This is a genomic window from Streptomyces sp. NPDC101227 (genome assembly GCF_044767545.1).
Classification (GTDB): Bacteria; Actinomycetota; Actinomycetes; order Streptomycetales; family Streptomycetaceae; genus Streptomyces.
Window position 1 is genome coordinate 648,526 of sequence record NZ_JBIWOD010000002.1, and the last position, 14,862, is coordinate 663,387.

The following is a 14,862-nucleotide window of genomic DNA, read 5'->3' on the forward strand; positions in this document are numbered from 1 at the left end:
ATGTGCCTCGGACACCGGGCCCGGCCCGCCCCTTCGGCGTGCTCATCCTCGTCACGCGTCCGGTGGACTCCGAAAAGGGAGATCACCACACCCTCACCCAACGCTTGATCCCTATGCTGACGACATGATCGATATAGCGCTTTCGGCGCTGGAAGTGGCGATGGTCCAAACGGGCACCCGACCCGTGGAGACCCTGCGCGAGACCGCCGCCTTCGCGCAGGGACTGGAACGGCTGGGCTACCACAGGATCTGGTACGCCGAGCACCATCACTCGCCCGCCATCGGCGCGTTCCCGCCGGTCGTGCTGACCGCGCACTCCGCCGCCTCGACCGCGGCCATCCGTCTCGGTTCGGGCGGCGTGCTGGCGCCCAACCACGCACCCATCACGCTGGCGGAGCAGTTCGGAACGCTGGCCGCCCTGCACCAGGGCCGCATCGACCTGGGTATCGGCCGTGGCCCCGGCACCTTCGACGAGGGCACCGCGCGGGCGCTGCGCCGCGGAGCCGGACCTACGACGGACGCGGAGTACCACGGTGACGTGGCCGCGATCCTGTCCTTTCTGGTCGATGAAGTCGCACTCGATCCGCTGCCCGAACCGTGGCTGCTGGTCTCCAGCACCGCAGGTGCCGCTCTCGCCGCAAGCCTCGGCCTGCCGATCGCCGTCGCCCACCACATCCGGCCGGAGAACACCCTGGCGGCGCTGGAGCGTTACCGGGCGGCGTTCACCCCGTCCCGCTGGTGCGAGCGACCACGGGTGCTGGTGTGTGTGGAGGCGGTGTGTGCCGAGACGGAGGAGCAAGCCGCGTGGCGCATCGGACCGATGGACGTCATCAAGGCCGGGCTTCTCAAAGGCCTCAGCGAGATCCCCTTCCCGACGCCCGAGGACGCGGCCGCCCACCCCTTCACCGCCGAGGAGCGACGGGCGCTGGCCGCCTTCCGTGCCCAGCAAGCCGTCGGGACACCGGAGACCGTCGTACGCCGGCTTGCGCAACTGGCCGATGAGACCGGAGCGGACGAACTGATGCTGACCACACCGGTCTACGACCTCCGCGACCGCATTCGCTCCTACGAACTCATCAAGAAGTACGCCGGGGCCACGACAGCACTGTAGGGACCACGCCGGAAGGGGCGGGGACCGGGAGTCAGTCCGCTGCGGTGCTTTCCGCGCGGGACAGGGCGACTTCGAGCACGACCAGCAGGGCATCCCGGACCGAGCCCGTATCGCGCGCGTCGAAGACGAGCAGCGGTACGTGGTCGGAGACGTCCAGCGCCCACCGCACCTCGTCGAGGTCGTGGTGGATCGCGCCGTCGAACGCGTTGACGGCGACGGCGAACGGGATGCCCTTGTGCTCGAAGTAGTCCACTGCGGCGTAACAGTCGTCCAGGCGGCGGGTGTCCACGATGACCAGACCGCCGAGGGCGCCCTCGACCACGTCGTCCCACATGAACCCGAACCGGTCCTGGCCCGGCGTGCCGAACAGGTAGAGCTTCAGCGTCGGATCGATGGTGAGGCAGCCGAAGTCCATGGCGACCGTGGTGGTGGTCTTGCCGGGGGTGTGGGAAAGATCGTCCACGCCCGCCGCGACCTCGGTGATGGCGGCCTCGGTGGTCAGTGGCCGGATCTCGGAGATCGCGCCCACGGCCGTGGTCTTGCCGACGCCGAAGCCGCCGGCGATGACCAACTTGACCGGCAGCGGCGGCTGTTCAACCGCTGTCACGGAGTGTGTCCCGTGAGTCGGGGACGGCACGGAGACCATCGATAACCCTTCGCAGTACGGAGATGTCGCGGGTTGTCCCGGTGTTCGGGACGTGGACCGCCAGGTGCCCGGCGGTGCACAGGTCCTCCGCCAGCACCCGGACCACGTTGAGGTGGAGGCCCAGCCGCGCGGCCAGTTCCGCCACCGACTGCGGCCGTCGGCAGGCGGCAACGAGGTCGTGTCGTTCGAAGGCGAGCGAACCCAGGGCGGAGAGCCCGGACGTGGTCGCCACGATCTGGGTCTCGACCGGGAGCGGCGGGCCGGCGCCGCCCCCCGCCACCCGGCCGGCGGTCAGCAGGAAGGGCCGGATCGCGGGAGCGCGGCCGACCGGCTCCGACGGACCCCGGGCGCCGCCCTCCCCCGAGCCCTCGGTTCCTCGCCCACCCTCGTTCGGTCCTGGTTCACCGGCGGCCGTCATGATCCTCTTCTCGATGCCTGCACCCTGCCTCCGCGGTGTGGGACGGGTCAGCGGGCCGGTGCGGCGCCGGCGTTGTTCTTGAGCTCCAGCACCAGCTGGGGGGTGAGCGCGCTGCCGGCCCGGTTGGCGAAGAGGGTCATCTCGTAGGCGATGTTGCCGAGCTTCGCCTCCTTCGAGGTCACCACGCCGAGGACGGCACCGCAGCCGATGGCCGACACCAGCACATGGCCGCCCTCCAGGTCGATGATGACCTTGTTGAGGCCGCCGAGGCCGTAGTTGCCCGACGCACCGGCGGCCAGACTCGTCACGCCCGACACGATCGCCGCGAGCCGCTCGGAGTCGGCCTGCTCGCGCAGTTGGGAAACGGCGATCAGCAGGCCGTCGGAGGACACCGCGATGGCGTCGACGACGCCGGCGGTCTGGGTGGCGAACCGGTCGAGCAGCCAGGTGAAGTCGGCCGCGGCGGCTGTCAGATCAGCGGCTTCCGCCCGCTCGGAACTGCTCTTACCTGTCGGCGTGGTCACTGCCCGACTCCTTCCGGGGTTGCTGGTGATGCGAGGGCTCTGGATCGGTGGGGGCGGGAGCACTCTCCTGCTCCGCCCTGCGTACGGCGGCCTCGAATTCGTCGAGTTCCGAACGGACCGCGTCGGCGTCGACGGGCCGGTGCTCGGCCTGGGCCTCCCGGCCGGCCGTGGGCGTGGTCATCTCGAGCGTCGCGCCCCGTACCCGGCGTCGCAGCGGCCGGCCGGACGGCGCCGGTGCCGGCTGCGGCTCGACGGCGGGGGCGGACTGCTCCGCGTCCGTGTGCTGCGGGAGGCGCCGGGGGAGCCCGCCGCGCGGCGAGGGGACGGCCGGCCGCCGTTCGGGTGCGGCGGCGGGGGCCCGCACCGGCAGGGGAGTGGCGGAGGCCGACGCGGGTTCGGGTGCGGGCGTCGCCGGGTGCGGGGACGCGGCAGCGGTGTCGGACTCGACCTCGGCGTCGGGCTCGGCCACGGCCACGGCCTCCGTCAGGCCCGCTGCCGGGAGCGGCGTGGCGGCGGGGCTCACGGCGAGCAGCAGCGCGGAGGGGAGCCAGACGGAGCCGGTGACCCCGCCGCCCGGCGTACGGCTGAGGGTGACCCGAATGCCCGAGCGCCGGGCGAGGTTGCCGACCACGAACAGGCCGAGCACCTTGGTCGGTACGAGGTCGAGCCGTTCGCGGCGGATCAGCCGGGAGTTCTCCTCGGCGAGGCGTTCCGCGCTCATGCCCAGGCCGTGGTCGATGACCTCGATCAGGGCACCGCCGTCCGAGGTGACGTCGGTGCCGGGCCGGACGACCACCTCGACGGGGGTGTCGGACGGGGAGAACGAGACGGCGTTCTCCAGCAGTTCGGCGAGCATCAGCGTCAGATCGTCGACGATGTCCGGCGCGACGGTGACCTCGGTCTCGGACCGCAGGGACACCCGCTGGTATCCCTCGATCTGGCCGAGCCCGGCCCGTATGACATTGACCAGGGCGGTCGGCCGGGCCTCCACCTCGGGGTCCCGGATTCCGGCGAGCAGCATCAGGCTGTCGGCGTTGCGCTGGAGGCGTACGGCGATGTGGTCGATGCGGTACATCCGCTCCAGGACGTCGGGGTCGGTCTCCTCGCGTTCCACGGCGTCGATCAGCAGGAGCTGGCGCGAGGTGAGGTTGCTGACCCGGCGTCCGACGTTGCCGAACATCTCGGCGACGTTGCGGCGGCTGAGCACCTGTCGTTCCAGCAGCGCCGCGGCGGTGACCTGCACCTGGTTGAACGCCTCGGCCAGGTGGCCGATCTCGTCGCGGACCGGAACGGGGATCGGCCGCGGCTGGAGCGGGGCGCCGTCCGCCGACTCGTCGTCCTCGACCTTGGCCAGTTCCCCGCCGGCCACGTCGACCACCTGCTGGGCGGCGCCGGTCAGGGCCGCCAGGGGACGTACGACCGAGCGCCGGACCAGGACGGAGAAGGCCAGCCACAGGGCGAAACCGAGCACGGCGAGGCCGAGCATCGTCAGCGCGTTGTGCAGGGAGTTGCGCGAGAGGCCTTCGGCCCGCTCGGCGATCTGCTGGATCAGCGACCGGGTGATGGCGAGCCGGGCCTCGGCCTGCCGGGTTCCGGCGGCGATCGCCTTGCGCAGCTGCTGCGGGGTCTGGCCCTGCAAGGAGCCCGGATCGATCTGGAGCTCCGCGAACTGGGCCTCGATGCCGTTCTCCTCGGCATCCCGGTCGATCCCGCCCAGGCGTAGGACCTGGTCCCGGTCGGCGATCCGGCCGAAACGTTCCGTCTGCTCCTCGTAGAGCTTGTGGGCACCGACCGCGCGGGTGTACTCGGTGAGCGCGTTGGCATCGCGGGTCTGGGCGGAGAACACCCCGCTCTCGAAGGCGGCGTGGGCGGCGTCGGCGCGCAGCACCGTGTCGAGGAGGTTGGTGACCGAGGACGACGACGTGCCGACGAAGCGGTCGAGGCCGATGCCGTCGATCAGGTAGCCGACCGCGGCGGCGTACGCGGGGTCGATGCCGGCGGCCGGAACCGAGCCCCGTTCGACCTTGTCGCGCAGCACGGCAAGGCCCCGGATGTACTCGAGGGCCTGCGCTTCCTTCTTCGGCAGGCCCGGTCCGAACGCGGACTGCACGGCGGAGACCTGATCGTCGGTCTCCTGCTGCGTGCGACGGTAAGCGGCGGTGGAGGGCAGGGCGACGCCGGGCCTGGCCGACTCCTGCTCCACGGACAGCAGCAGCGCCTGCCGGTGTTCGGCCTGGACGTCATTGATCAGCCGCGTGACCTGCTCGCTGTCGCGCACCAGCTCCGCGGTCCGGTCGGCGTCCAGGGCCTTGTCCATCTGGGTGTTGACGCCGAAGCCCAGCAGCACGCCGACGACCGCGATGGGCGCGATCACCAGAACGTTGAGCTTCCGCCGGAACGGCCATCGGTCCAGGAGAGCGCCCGCCTGCTGACGGAACCGCGGCCTCAACGGTGACCGCCGGGAAGGGTCCGGTTCATGTGGCGGGTCCACTGTGTCCACAGACACCCAGGCCTCCTTACGACGTGCTCCTGAGCGGTGACCTAGGTGTTGTTGTTGCCGACCGCCGACGGCGGGGGAGCGCGACGCATGCGAAGTTTGCGCCCCAGGAGAGCGAAAAGATTGCGCCACATGCCCAACCGGCCGCGAACATTACCGCTTGTGCACGCGCATGGAACACACAACGATCAATACCCAAGCGCTATTCACCTCTTTATCGCTTTTGGTGCGTTATCCCGCCGCGGTGTGCCATGCCGGCCGACGGCCCGGCCGCGTGCGACGAACTTCCCGAAGGCGGATGCCCCGCGGAACGTCGTCACCCGTAACCTGTCTCCCCCCACCCCAACCCGTATCCTCATCTCGCCCTGCGAGGAGACCCGTGCACCCCACCCGCAAGGCGGTCGCGACAGCCGCCGCACTCCTGGTCATGGCCACCGCCGGCTGCGATTCCGGCGCCGGCGCCACCGCATCCCCCAAGGGCTCCGCCAAGCCCGGATGCCCCACCGTCCTCGCCAGAGCCAAGCGAGCCGTGAAGAAGGCCGAGGAGGTCAACGCTCCCTGGAAGGGCCCCACCACCGGACCCAAGGCCGTCCACGGCAAGACCATCGTCTACATCGCACAGACCCTGACGAATCCCGGAGTCGCCGGAGTCGCCCAAGGGGTGCAGGAAGCCGCCAAGATCGTCGGATGGCACGCCCGCACCCTCAACGGTCAGGGCACGCCCGCCGGCATCCGGGCCGCCTTCCAGCAGGCCATCAGGCTCAAGCCGGACGGCATCGTCATCAGCGGCTTCGACCCCGGGATCGCCGCGGCGGAAGCCAAGAAGGCCGACAAGGCGGGAATTTCGCTGATCGGCTGGCACGCCACCGCGGCTCCGGGTCCCAGCGAAGATCCGCACCTCTTCAGCAACATCACCTCCCGGGTCGAGGACGTCGCGAAGATCAGCGCCGACTGGATCATCGCCCGGTCCAACGGCCGCGCGGGCGTCGTCCTGTTCACCGACGCCTCGATACCCTTCGCGAAGCACAAGTCCGACCTGATCAAGAAGGAACTCGCCACCTGCTCGGGCACCGAGCTGCTGAGCTACAGCAACATCCCGATTCCCCAGGCCGGCCGCCGTTCTCTCGGTGAGGTCCGCTCCCTGCTGTCCCGTTTCGGCGGCAAGTGGACCTATTCCGCCGCCATCAATGACCTGTACTTCCGCCACGCCGCCCCCGCCCTGCGCGCCGCGGGCAAGGACGGCGCCGGCACCCCGTTCAACATCGGTGCCGGTGACGGCGACCCGTCCGCCTTCGAGCGCGTCAACGGCAAGGAGTTCCAGGCCGCCACCGTGCCCGAGCCCCTCTCCGAACAGGGCTGGGGGATCGTCGACGAGTTCAACCGCGCCTTCGCCGGCGCCCCGGACAGCGGGTACGTCGCCCCCGTCCATATCGCCACCGCCGCCAACAGCGGAGGCGCACTGTCCTGGGACTCCGAGGGCTACCGCCAGGCCTACCGCAAGATCTGGGGCGACTGACGGGCACCCCCGCGCCGCGGGATGGAGTTGTCGCATTGCGCGAGCGATTGCTTGGCTTTCCCAAGTTGACGCTTGGAAAATCCAACTGCCGCCGCTAGGCTGCCTTTGCATGATCACAAGCAGGGAAGGCGGCTATGAGCTCTCCACGGACCCGGACCGTCTCGACGTCGGCCTGGTGCACCACTGGCTCTCGACCGATGCGTTCTGGGCGCGGGGCCGCAGCCGGGAAACGGTCGAGCGATCGGTGCGCGGCTCCCTCAACTTCGCCGTCCATGACGCCTCCGGCGCTCAGGTCGCCTACGCGCGTGTCGTCACCGACCGGGCAACCTTCGCCTGGCTGTGTGACGTCTACGTCGCCCGTGCGCACCGCGGCAAAGGCCTCGGAACCTGGATGGCCGGAGCCGTGCGCGACCACCTCGCGCCCTACGGGCTCAAGCGCATTCTGCTCTCCACCCTCGATGCTCATGAGGTCTACGCGAAGGCCGGCTTCGTGCGCTTCCCGACCCCCGAGAACTTGATGATCTTGAGTCCGGCGCAATGAAATCGGCGCGACGACAGAGCTGACCAACCGTTACGAAACGTGCCCGGCCGACAGGTTGGATCCGGCGGTGCGGGCGCGTGACAGGCAGAGAAGGGCGGCGGGATCCCGTATGCGTGTGGTGATTTTGTGCGGTGGAGAGAGCCCGGAGCGGGATGTCTCGCTGGCCTCGGGGTGGTCGGTGGCCCGGGCGTTGCTCGAGCGGGGGCACGAGGCGGTGCTGGTCGACCCGGCCGCTACGGTGCCGGTGCTTGCCGGGCCGCTGCAACCAGGCGATGCGGTCGACGGGTTCGCGGTGGGGAAGGAGCCGCCGTCGCTCTCGGACCGGCCTCAGTTGCGGTGGCGCATGCACGCCGCCCTGACCGGCGGTCCGGTTCTGGAGCTGCTGCGCGGCGCGGAGTTGGTGTTCGTGGCGCTGCACGGTGGCTGGGGAGAGGACGGGCATGTGCAGGCACTGCTGGAGATGGCAGGCGTACGGTTCACCGGCGCGGGCAGCGCGGCATGTGCGGCGGCGTGGCACAAGGGGCGGGCGCAGGCGGTGCTGGGTGCGGCGGGTCTGCCGGTGACCGAACGGGCGCTGTGGCGGCCCGGGGCGGGTGACATACCGCAGGATGTGCGGCGGCTGGTGGCGGCGGGACCGGTGGTGGCCAAGCCCGTTGCGGACGGTTCGAGCGTGTCGGTCTGCCGGGTCGACTCGCTGTCGCAGCTGGCATGTGTTGCGGAAGAGGCGCATGCCAGGGATGCCGATTTCCTTGTGGAGCCGTTCCTTTCGGGGCGGGAGTTCACCGTGACGGTGGTCGGCGATCGGGTGCTCCCTGTGGTGGAGATCGAGCTGACGACGCCGTTGTTCGACTACACGGCCAAGTACCAGGCGGGGGCGGTCGACGAAGTGTGTCCGGCGCGTATCCCGGCCGAATTCGCGTCCCGGCTACAGGAGTTGTCTCTGCGCGCGCACCAGGCCCTGGGGTTCGGCGGTGACGCTTACTCGCGCACCGACTTCCGCTGCGACGGCAGTGGCGAGCCGATGTGTCTCGAGCTGAACGCGCTCCCGGGCCTGACGACGACGAGCCTGGTACCGCTCGCGGCGACCGGGGCCGGCTGGACCTACTCCGACCTCATCCAGCGCATCGTGGACCTCGCGACCCGCTGAGCGTGGACCCCCGAAGCGTGGGTGCGGAAATCCCTCAGCGCACCCTCCGCTGCCCGGCACCGGCGAACCCACGCCCTAGGCTTCCATCCGGCATCCGGCATCCGGCATCCGGCATCCGGCATCCGGCATCCGCCACCGGCCTCGACCCAGGAGCGTGCACCATGATCGACCCCACCCCGAAGCACCCGTATCCCGATGCCCTCGGACCGGACGAAGCGCCTGCGCCGCACGCCCTGCTCGCACCGCTGCTCGGGTTCCTGGGGACCTGGGTCGGCCGGGGCCGCGGCGAGTATCCGACGCTTCCCGAGGAGTTCGCGTACGGGCAAGAGGTCACCTTCAGCCACGATGGGCGCCCCTTCCTCCGTTACGAGGCCCGCGCCTGGCTGATCGACGCGGACGGCGCCCCGCTGCGGCCGGCTGCGCGGGAGAGCGGCTGGTGGCGGCTGCAGTCCGATGGGCACGTGGAGGCGCTGATCACCCAGCCCACCGGCATCGCGGAGATCTCGGTCGGCCGTGCGGCCGACGGCTCGGTCGACCTCACCACGCATCAGGTGGCTCTCACTCCCGCCGCCAAGGAGGTCAACGCCACCCGCCGCCGCTACACCCTGACCGACGAGAACACGCTCGACTTCGTCCACGACCTCGCGGCGGTGGGTCAGCCGCTGCAGCACCATCTCGGGGCGCGGCTTCGACGCGAGGGCGGAAGCTAGGGTCTGTCCGATGGGGGCCGGTGCGCCGGCACGCCCCGACGGCACCGGTGTTACTGCGCCTCGCGCTCGCGCGCGTCGTCCTCCGTGCGCGGCCAGTGCCGTCCCTCCAGCGCCTCGGCGCTGCGGTTGAGCCGGACCAGGACGTCCTCCAGCTCCTGTACCTCGTCCGCTGACCAGTGAGCGACCACCCGGGCCAGGCACGAGCGGTTGACTTCGCGGTCGGCGGCGAGTCTGCGCCCGCCCTCCTCGGTGATCCGCAGCTTGCGGGCCATACCGCCTTCCGGGTCCGCGACGCGTTCGGCCAGGCCGCAGCGCAGCAGTGCCGCCGTCTGGCGGTTCACGGTCGAGGTGTCGAGCCCGAATGCCTCGGCCAACTGCCCGATGGACATGGGGCCTTGGGCGTCGATCCGGCTGAGCAGCAGATAGGCCGAACGTTCCAGGCACTCGGCGTCCCGTTCGCGGCGAGCCATGACCTGGTGCCGCGAGAGCAGCATCAGCTCCCGCTCCAGTCTCTCCAGCACCATGCCTCCCGCTCCTTCCCGGCACATTCCGGAGCCTTCCCGAACGCTTCCCGGAGTCTTCCCGAAGCCGTCTCGCATCCCGGGACGGTGCGGGTTTCCCACTCCGCCAAGCAATGTGCATGATACACATCATGGTGTACGGTGTGCACCGTGCACACGATATGCATCATGCACATCGTGCGTATCCTCTCCCTGTCGGCCCCAGGCCGTACCCCGCGGCCCCGGGCCTGAATCGAGCCCGAGCCTGATCCTCTAGGCGGTAGGCGTGTCATCCCCCCATTCCCCGGCCACCCACGCGCGGTCGCGCACCGGAGGCCCGATCGTCGCGGTCCTCGCGTTCGCGGGCATCGTCGTCGCCGTGATGCAGACCCTCGTGGTGCCGCTCGTCGTCGAGCTGCCACGGCTGCTGGACACCACGACCTCCAACGCGTCCTGGGTGATCACCGCAACCCTGCTCGCCGGAGCGGTCGCCACCCCCGTCATGGGGCGGCTCGGCGACATGTTCGGGAAGCGGCGGATCCTGGCACTCAGCCTTGCGCTGCTCATAGCCGGCTCGCTGATCTGCGCGTTCACCTCGGATCTGGTGCCCATGGTGATCGGCCGCAGCCTGCAGGGCGGGGCGATGGGAGTGATCCCGCTCGGCATCAGCATCATGCGCGACGAGGTGCCCGCCGAACGGATGGGCTCGGCCATGGCGCTGATGAGCTCCTCGCTGGGCGTCGGCAGCGCGCTGGGCATGCCGGCCGCGGCCTTCGTGGCCGAGCACGCCGACTGGCACGTGCTGTTCATGGGGTCGGCCGGGCTGGCCGCGGTCGCGCTGCTGCTCGTCGTGCTGTTCGTACCGGAGTCGCCACTCCGCGCACCGGGGCGCTTCGACGTGATCGGGGCGGTCGGGCTCTCCGCGGGTCTGGTCTGTCTGCTGCTCGGGATCTCCAAGGGCAGTGACTGGGGCTGGGGGAGCGGCACCACGCTCGGAATGTTCGCCGCCTCGGTGGTGATCCTTCTCGCCTGGGGCGCCGTCGAGCTGCGCATGAAGCAGCCGCTGGTCGACCTGCGGACCACCGCCCGCCGCCAGGTGCTGCTGACCAACCTGGCCGCGATCGCCGTCGGCTTCGCGATGTACGCGATGTCGCTGGTGCTCCCACAGCTCCTTCAGCTGCCCAAGGCCACCGGGTACGGGCTCGGGCAGTCCATGGTGGTCGCGGGGCTGTGCGTGGTGCCCGGCGGCGTGGTGATGATCCTCCTCAGCCCGGTCTCCGCCAAGATCTCGGCGGCTCGCGGCCCCAAGGTCTCCCTGATGCTCGGCAGCGTCGTCATCGCCATCGGCTATGCGTCGGCGCTCGGCTTGGTGCACGCGGTCTGGCAGACACTGATCGTCTCCGCCATCATCGGCGGCGGCATAGCCCTGGCCTACGCGGCCATGCCCGCCCTGATCATGGGCGCGGTACCGCCCTCGGAGACGGCCGCGGCCAACGGCCTCAACACCCTCATGCGGTCCATCGGCACCTCAACCGCCAGCGCGGTCCTCGGTGTTGTGCTCTCCCATATGACCCAGCCGCTGGGCGGGGTGCCGCTGCCGTCCATGGACGGATTCCGCACCTCGTTCATCATCGCGTGCGCGGCATGCGTGGTGGCGCTGGTGATCGCCGCGTTCCTGCCCGGGCGCGGGATGCGTTCGTCGAGTCCGTCAACTCAGGCTGTGAAACTGCCCGTTGAGGACCTGGTGACGGAGTCGGAGCCCGAGGTGCCGGCCGCGGCCGCCCCCGTCGATGTCGTCCCGGTCGGGGCCCTCCCGTCCGGTGCCGGGTTCCACGGCCTGGTGCGGGACGCAGACGGCGCGGTCCTGGGCGGTGTCGCCCTCACCCTCATCTCGCCGGACGGGCGACAGGTGGGCCGCGCGGTCTCCCATTCCGACGGCCGGTACGCGCTGGACGCCCCGGCCTCCGGCCCGTACGTCCTGATCGCGGCCGCCGACGGTCATCAGCCCCAGGCCGCCACGGTGACGGCGGCGGCCACCCCGGTCGAGTACGGCGTCCGGCTTCCCCGTCCCACGGAAGCGGCGGGCGTGCAGGTGCGGGGCACCGTACGCGCCGGGGACGGCGGCCGTCCGCTGCCCGATGCCCGGCTGACGCTGGTGGACGCCGCCGGGAACGTGGTGCGCTCCACCCTCACGGACGGCGACGGCACCTACACCTTCACCGACCTGGCCGCGGGCGAGTACTCGCTCATCGCCAGCGGCTATCCGCCCGTCGCCTCCGCGCTGGGCGTCGAGAGCCACGGCAAGGACGGCTTCGACATGGAGCTGGCGCACCCCCCGGCGCAGTAGGCGACGGCGTCCGCCACGACCGTCATCCACCACTCACCACTCGTCACTCACACCCCCCCGCACACCTACCGTCCGGTAACCACAAGGAGAACCGTCATGACCGTCACCACATCTTCCGCCTCCCGCGCGGCCGAGATCCTGTCCAGGCCCGTCGCGCTGAACGGCCTGACCGTCCCCAACCGCATCGCGATGGCGCCGATGACGCGGATGTTCTCCCCGGGCGGCGTCCCCGGTGAGGACGTGCGGTCGTACTACGCCCGTCGTGCCGCCGCGGGCGTGGGCCTGATCGTCACCGAGGGGACCTACGTCGGCCACGCGTCGGCGGGGCAGAGCGACCGCGTGCCGCGGTTCCACGGTGAGGAGCAGCTGGCGGGGTGGGCGAAGGTCGCCGAGGACGTGCACGCGGCGGGCGGCACGATCGTGCCCCAGCTGTGGCACATCGGCATGGTGCGCAAGCAGGGCGAGCCGCCCTTCGCCGACGCTCCCGCCGTCGGCCCCTCCGGCATCCGCGTCGACGGCACCGAGGGCACCGGCAAGGCGATGACCCGGGGCGATCTGGGCGACGTCATCGGCGCGTTCGCCGAGGCCGCCGCGGCCGCCGAGCGCATCGGCTTCGACGGCGTCGAGCTGCACGGCGCCCACGGCTACCTCCTCGACCAGTTCCTGTGGGCCGGGACGAACCGCCGTACCGACGCCTACGGCGGCGACGCCGTGGCCCGGACGAAGTTCGCGGCCGAGATAGTGGCCGCGGTCCGCGCGACCGTCTCGCCCGACTTCCCGGTGATCTTCCGCTACTCGCAGTGGAAGCAGGAGGCCTACGACGCCAGGCTCGCCGAAACCCCGGAGGAGCTGGACGCGATCCTGGCCCCGCTCGCCGCGGCCGGCGTCGATGCCTTCCACGCCTCCACCCGCCGCTACTGGCTCCCGGAGTTCGAGGGCTCGGACCTGAACCTGGCGGGCTGGACCAAGAAGCTCACCGGCCGGCCCACCATCACCGTCGGCTCGGTCGGCCTCGACGGCGACTTCATCCGCGCGTTCGCGGGCGAGGGCGCCGAGGTCGGCAGCATCGACAACCTCCTCGACCGCCTGGAGCGCGACGAGTTCGACATGGTCGCCGTCGGCCGCGCCCTGCTCCAGGACCCGCAGTGGGCGGCGAAGATCCTGGGGGACCGGTACGACGAGCTGAAGCCGTACGACGCGGCGGCGCTGAAGACCCTGAGCTAGGCGTACGCGTTCGCCCGTCGACGGGTCGTCCGTCGACCACGCGTCCGTCGATGGCGGACGTAGCGGCCTCGTATGACGGAGGGCACCGGTTCCTACCGGTGCCCTCCTGCCGTTCCGGGTCAGGCCGTCGCCGCGGGCTCCGACCACGCCGATCGCGGGCCCGCTGGGAAGCTCGCGTCGCCGCACGACGGCATCCCACAGACGGAGACGGTCTGGCATATGCGCACCTCCTGGGCGCACCCTTGCGTAGATGCCAGCTGAAATGGCCGGGCAGACTCGAATGTGAGGAGTCAGGGAATGGCGGTCGTCGTCGTGCAGGACCCTTCTGCGGAGACTCCGCCCCTCGTACGCGAGGTGCTCGCCTCGGCGGGACTGGCGACTCGAACGGTCCGGCTCCCGGACGGCGAGGAGGCGCCCGCCGACCTCAGCGGGGTCGATGGCCTGATCATCCTGGGCAGCCCTTGCTCCGCCCCACCGGACGGTGCCCTACCTGCAGCCACCCCCGACCCGGCTCTCGTACGGGACGCCCTCGCCGCCGAAGTGCCCGTGCTGGCCCTGGGCGACGGCACGCGATTGCTGGCGGAATGCGCGGGCGCAGCCGCGAACTCCGGCGCCGCCCGGCCGTCTCTCCGTACGCAGAGGGCCGCCGACCCCCTCGAACTGCCCGCCGTCGCGGACGGGCCGACCTCCTGCGACGGGCATCCGGAGCAGGCGTTCCGTATCGGCGCCAGCGCATGGGGCGTACGGTTCCTGCCGCAGGAGGGCACCGAGGCAGGGGAGTCGCCGAGCGGGCCTGCCCTCGGCCCCTTGGAAGAGGAACTCCTGGGCCGGTTCGCGGCGCTCGTCGCCGCCCGCGCCGAGCACACCGCCACCCGGGCCTTCTTCACCCGCCGGGCCGACGCCTGGGAGGAGCGGTTCGCCTACCAGACCCCGGTCTACGAGGCCGCGGTCGCACGCATGCGGCTGACGCCCGGCGGGCTGGCGGTGGATCTCGGCTGCGGCACCGGACGGGTGATGCCCGCGCTCCGGACGCAAGTCGGTCCCGCGGGCCAGGTACTCGGCTGCGACATCACCCCGGCCATGCTGACGGCCGCCGCCCGGCACGGCCGCACCCGCCACGGCCATCTGCTGGCCGCCGACTGCACCCGGCTCCCCCTGCCCCGCGCATCCGTGCACGGCATCTTCTCGGCGGGCCTCCTCGACCACCTCGCCGACCCGTACGCCGCCCTCCGGGAATGGGCCCGCGTCACCGCCCCCAACGGCGTCCTCCTGCTCTTCCACCCCTCCGGCCGCGCCGAACGCGCCGCCCGCCACGGCCGCCCCCTCAACCCCGATGACCTCCTCGCCGAGAACAATCTGTGCCCCGCCCTGGAAACCACGGGCTGGCACCTGGACGAGTACGAGGACGCTTCCGGCCACTTCCTGGCCCGCGCCGTTCCACGCGGCTGACGATCCGCGGACCGGACCCGGACCCGGTACCGCATCTGCCACAGCGCCATCCCGGACCCGGACCTGTTGGGGCGCCATCCCGGACCCGTCACCGAAACGGAGCCGCCCCGGGACTGCATCCAACAGCCGACGTGGTGCGGTGCGGGCGGCTCCGCCCCGGAGCCGAAGAAGCCCAGCCCCGACACGGACCGCACCGTAAAGCCGAACTCCAGCGTGGCCAGGGCGATCACGA

13 protein-coding genes are annotated in these 14,862 nt (G+C 71.2%); 8 read left to right on the plus strand and 5 right to left on the minus strand.

Annotation, left to right across the window (positions count from 1 at the left end):
• Nucleotides 1–124 precede the first annotated feature (124 nt).
• Entirely contained in the window at nt 125–1,111 is a 987-nt protein-coding gene (locus ACIRPT_RS06595; protein ID WP_403823183.1) for an MsnO8 family LLM class oxidoreductase, read from the plus strand.
• 31 nt (nt 1,112–1,142) lie between these two features.
• On the opposite strand, the gene ACIRPT_RS06600 is transcribed toward ACIRPT_RS06595, so the two are convergent.
• Genes ACIRPT_RS06600 through ACIRPT_RS06615 form a run of 4 tightly spaced genes read right to left on the minus strand, consistent with a single transcriptional unit; the run spans nt 1,143 to nt 5,073 of the window.
• Nucleotides 1,143–1,757: a GTP-binding protein gene (locus ACIRPT_RS06600; protein ID WP_403823186.1), complete on the minus strand. Its 615-nt coding sequence runs from the start codon at nt 1,755–1,757 to the stop codon at nt 1,143–1,145.
• Nucleotides 1,705–2,175: a DUF742 domain-containing protein gene (locus ACIRPT_RS06605; protein ID WP_403823189.1), complete on the minus strand. Its 471-nt coding sequence runs from the start codon at nt 2,173–2,175 to the stop codon at nt 1,705–1,707. The genes ACIRPT_RS06600 and ACIRPT_RS06605 overlap by 53 nt, the downstream gene beginning before the upstream one ends.
• A gap of 47 nt (nt 2,176–2,222) precedes the next feature.
• Nucleotides 2,223–2,699 carry a roadblock/LC7 domain-containing protein gene (locus ACIRPT_RS06610; RefSeq protein ID WP_403502857.1) on the minus strand — a complete coding sequence of 159 codons (477 nt, stop codon included), beginning with the start codon at nt 2,697–2,699 and terminating at the stop codon, nt 2,223–2,225.
• Nucleotides 2,680–5,073, minus strand: coding sequence for an ATP-binding protein (locus ACIRPT_RS06615; protein WP_403823192.1), 2,394 nt, complete (start codon nt 5,071–5,073; stop codon nt 2,680–2,682). The genes ACIRPT_RS06610 and ACIRPT_RS06615 overlap by 20 nt, the downstream gene beginning before the upstream one ends.
• A gap of 502 nt (nt 5,074–5,575) precedes the next feature.
• On the opposite strand from ACIRPT_RS06615, the gene ACIRPT_RS06620 reads away from it, so the two are divergent.
• The 4 genes from ACIRPT_RS06620 (at nt 5,576) to ACIRPT_RS06635 (ending at nt 9,110) form a co-directional block, all read left to right on the plus strand.
• On the plus strand, nt 5,576–6,712 hold the full coding sequence (locus ACIRPT_RS06620) for a substrate-binding domain-containing protein (protein WP_403823195.1): 1,137 nt from the start codon (nt 5,576–5,578) through the stop codon (nt 6,710–6,712).
• A 109-nt stretch (nt 6,713–6,821) separates the two neighbouring features.
• A complete protein-coding gene (locus ACIRPT_RS06625; RefSeq protein WP_403823198.1) occupies nt 6,822–7,253 on the plus strand; it encodes a GNAT family N-acetyltransferase in 432 nt (143 codons plus the stop codon).
• 109 nt (nt 7,254–7,362) lie between these two features.
• Nucleotides 7,363–8,400 (plus strand): D-alanine--D-alanine ligase, encoded by a 1,038-nt coding sequence (locus ACIRPT_RS06630; RefSeq protein ID WP_403823201.1) that lies wholly within the window; start codon nt 7,363–7,365, stop codon nt 8,398–8,400.
• A gap of 161 nt (nt 8,401–8,561) precedes the next feature.
• Nucleotides 8,562–9,110: an FABP family protein gene (locus ACIRPT_RS06635; protein WP_403823204.1), complete on the plus strand. Its 549-nt coding sequence runs from the start codon at nt 8,562–8,564 to the stop codon at nt 9,108–9,110.
• Between the two features lie 50 nt (nt 9,111–9,160).
• On the opposite strand, the gene ACIRPT_RS06640 is transcribed toward ACIRPT_RS06635, so the two are convergent.
• Nucleotides 9,161–9,634 carry a MarR family winged helix-turn-helix transcriptional regulator gene (locus ACIRPT_RS06640; RefSeq protein WP_403823208.1) on the minus strand — a complete coding sequence of 158 codons (474 nt, stop codon included), beginning with the start codon at nt 9,632–9,634 and terminating at the stop codon, nt 9,161–9,163.
• 262 nt (nt 9,635–9,896) lie between these two features.
• Between ACIRPT_RS06640 and ACIRPT_RS06645 the strand changes: the two genes are divergently transcribed.
• The 3 genes from ACIRPT_RS06645 to ACIRPT_RS06655 all read left to right on the plus strand — a co-directional run bounded on the left by ACIRPT_RS06645 (nt 9,897) and on the right by ACIRPT_RS06655 (nt 14,630).
• Nucleotides 9,897–11,957: an MFS transporter gene (locus ACIRPT_RS06645; RefSeq protein ID WP_403823211.1), complete on the plus strand. Its 2,061-nt coding sequence runs from the start codon at nt 9,897–9,899 to the stop codon at nt 11,955–11,957.
• 96 nt (nt 11,958–12,053) lie between these two features.
• A complete protein-coding gene (locus tag ACIRPT_RS06650; protein ID WP_403823214.1) occupies nt 12,054–13,181 on the plus strand; it encodes an NADH:flavin oxidoreductase in 1,128 nt (375 codons plus the stop codon).
• Between the two features lie 297 nt (nt 13,182–13,478).
• The gene (locus ACIRPT_RS06655; protein WP_403823217.1) at nt 13,479–14,630 is read left to right on the plus strand and encodes a methyltransferase domain-containing protein; all 1,152 of its coding nucleotides are present in this window, start codon (nt 13,479–13,481) and stop codon (nt 14,628–14,630) included.
• The last annotated feature ends 232 nt before the right edge of the window (nt 14,631–14,862 follow it).